Here is a 3,021-nt window from a genome sequence, read left to right as displayed (position 1 = left end):
CTAGGCAACCAACTGTCGAGGATATCGACCATCGGCACCGCCTGGTCGGCGGGATCTCGTCGACTCGCGACCCGCGAGCCAGTACCGCGAGTGCCAAGTCGAGGGCTCACCCGGCGGACGGAGCAGGTCGTTCCGTGGCTGCTCGGACGTCGGAGAACTGACACGGACGCGCCGGGGTTGAGTGGGTTTTGCGCCCACCTTCCAGGGGTCGCTCGGCGACGGTCGACGCCGATGCCTAGCCGGACCTGCGGAGATGCTCCCGGACCGTCGAGGACGCGGCAGGTTACCGGCGCACCTTCGTCACTCTCCGCAAGGTCATCTGAACGACGGATCGGAAGGTTCCGAGTCAGGGTTCTATCGCATGGGCAGAGGCAACGAGTCGCTGTCCACCGCGGTCCTTCTCTCACGGTGGACCATGACGAACGCCGCCTGGCTGATCTTTAGCAAGCGACCACAGCAATACCCCGCTGCGACCGGCACACAAGGGCAGAGACCGAAAAGCCGCAGTTCATCGGCCTGCGGCCACGCGCGGAGCACCGTGCTAGGCGGTGTCTTCAAAGGATCTTGGTGTCGGATGATGTAGGGCGTGGGTCGTCGCTACGAGTTGTCTGACGTCGAGTGGGAAGCGCTGTCGCGGTATCTGCCGTCGGCGGTGACTGGTGGTCGTCCGCGGGTCGATGACCGGCGGGTGCTCAACGGGATCGTGTGGAAGATCCGGGCCGGGGCGGCGTGGCGGGACGTGCCGGCCCGGTACGGGTCCTGGCAGTCGATCTACACCCGTTTCCGCAGGTGGGCCCTGGACGGCACGTTCGAGCGGATGCTCGCCGGGGTCCAGGCCGACGCGGACGCGGCCGGGGACATCGACTGGCTGGTCTCGGTCGACTCGACGATCGTGTAGGCCCACCAGCACGCCGCTGGCGCTAAAGGGGGCGCCGAGAAACGGACGAACCACAAGATCACGCCCTCGGTCGAAGTCGAGGTGGACTGACCACCAAGATTCACCTCGCCTGCGACGGCCTGGGTCGGACCCTGGCGTTCGTGCTCTCCGGCGGCAACGCCAACGACTGCACCCGCTTCACCCACGTCATGGCCGCGATCCGCGTCGAACGGCCAGGACCAGGCCGGCCACGGGTTCGCCCGGACCACGTCATCGCCGACAAGGGCTACAGCTCCAAGGCCATCCGCGCCGACCTACGCCGGCGCGGCATCGGGCACACCATCCCCGAACGCGCCGACCAGCAGGCCAACCGCCGCCGGCGAGGAAGCCGAGGCGGCCGACCACCGGTGTTCGACAAGCAGCTCTACAAGCGGCGCAACGTCGTCGAACGCTGCTTCAACCGGCTCAAGCAGTGCCGCAGCGTCGCCACCCGCTACGACAAGACCGCGACCTCGTACCAGGCCACCGTCACCATCGCCGCGCTACTCCAATGGTTGTGAACCTTTGAAGACACGTCCTAGTAGTGCTTTGTTAGGTCGTTGTGGCGTGTCGCTTGTATGAGCGTCGTGCTGGTGCTTGGGTCCGGTGCGTGGATGAGCGAGAACTCGTTCGGGTGCGGGGGCAGTTGGAGGACTTCGCGGCGGGGGTGTTCGCGGGGTTGCCGCGGTCAGATCAGCGAGCTACCGGTTTACGGTATCTGCGGGGGCTGATGCTGGACGGCCGGCGTAAGTCGATGCAGCCGATGGCCGAGCGACTCGGGGTCGATCACCAGCAGTTGCAGCAGTTCCTGACCTCCTCCACATGGGACGTTGCCGGGGTGCGACGACGTCTGGCGACGGCCGCGGTCGACCTGGTGGCGCCGCAGGTGTGGGTGGTGGACGACACCGGGTTTCCCAAGGACGGCAAGGCATCGGCGTGTGTTGCCCGGCAGTACTCCGGCACACTCGGCAAGGTCGCCAACTGTCAGATCGCCGTCAGCGTCCACGCGGCGACCGACACGGCCTCGGCGGTGCTGAACTGGCGGCTGTTCGTGCCGGAGTCCTGGGACGACACCTGCGTCCCCGGCCCGGACGGCAAGCCCGCGAACCCGCACGCCCGCAGGCTGCGCCAGCAGCCGGTCACCCTCGACCAAGCCGGAGCGAAGAAACCACACACCCGCGTGCAGGTGCCGCCCGCCGAGCAGATCGACCAGATCCGCCGGCGGCGCACAGCATCCAAGGTCCCCGACACAGAGCGGTACCGCCCGAAGTGGCTGATGGCCCTGGAAATGCTCGACGAGTTGGCCGCATGGGGACTGCGTCCGCCGCTGCTGACCGCCGACGCCGGCTACGGCCAGGTCGCCGAGTTCCGCCAAGGCCTGACCGAACGCGGCATCAGCTACATCGTGGCGACCACGTCGAGCACCACCGCGCAACCCGGCGACGCCCAACCCGTCGAGGTCCCCTACGCCGGAGTCGGCAAGCACCCCAGACCGAAGTACCCCCACCCTGCCCGCAGCCTGAAGGACCTCGCCCTCGCCCACGGCGCCGACGCAACAAGTCTGGTGCGCTGGCGTGCCCGGCTACCCGCACCCGACCGCACCCCGGACCGGCCCGACGGCGAACTGTGCGGGCACTTCTTCGCCCTGCGGGTGCGTCCCGCCGGCCGGATGATCCGACGCGGACCCCACCGCGGTGACGACGGTGTCCTGCCCGAATGCTGGCTGCTCGTGCAATGGCCCCCCGACCAGGACGAACCCACCGACTACTGGCTGTCCGACCTGCCCGCCGACACACCCCTTGCCGAACTGGTCCGCCTGGCCAAAAGCCGCTGGCGCGTCGAGCACGACTACCGCGAACTCAAAACCGCCCTCGGCCTCGACCACTTCGAAGGCCGCTCCTGGATCGGCTGGCACCGCCACGTCACCCTCGCCGCAGCCGCCCAACTGTTCCTCACCCAACTGAGGCTGACACACCCAAAAGCAGCGGGGCAGACCTGAGCCTGTACGCCGTTCTACGGCAACTGCAGTACCTACTCGCGACCTGGCTCGGGTTCTGCCCTCTCTGCCGCCAACTCGTCCCAACCTAACAAAGCACTACTAGTAC

Annotated in this window: 1 protein-coding gene and 1 pseudogene; both read left to right on the top strand. The window is 67.7% G+C overall.

From position 1 onward, the window contains the following. The first annotated feature begins 586 nt into the window (after positions 1–586). A pseudogene (locus tag EFE23_RS27685) lies at positions 587–1,437 on the top strand (IS5 family transposase). 89 nt (positions 1,438–1,526) lie between these two features. Then, complete coding sequence (locus tag EFE23_RS27680; RefSeq protein ID WP_123243805.1) at positions 1,527–2,915, top strand: IS701 family transposase; 1,389 nt, start codon at positions 1,527–1,529, stop codon at positions 2,913–2,915. The last annotated feature ends 106 nt before the right edge of the window (positions 2,916–3,021 follow it).

It is taken from the genome of Micromonospora solifontis (assembly GCF_003725545.1).
Classification (GTDB): Bacteria; Actinomycetota; Actinomycetes; order Mycobacteriales; family Micromonosporaceae; genus Micromonospora; species Micromonospora solifontis.
Note: the sequence above shows the minus strand (reverse complement) of the source record. Positions and strands in the feature narration are given on the sequence as shown.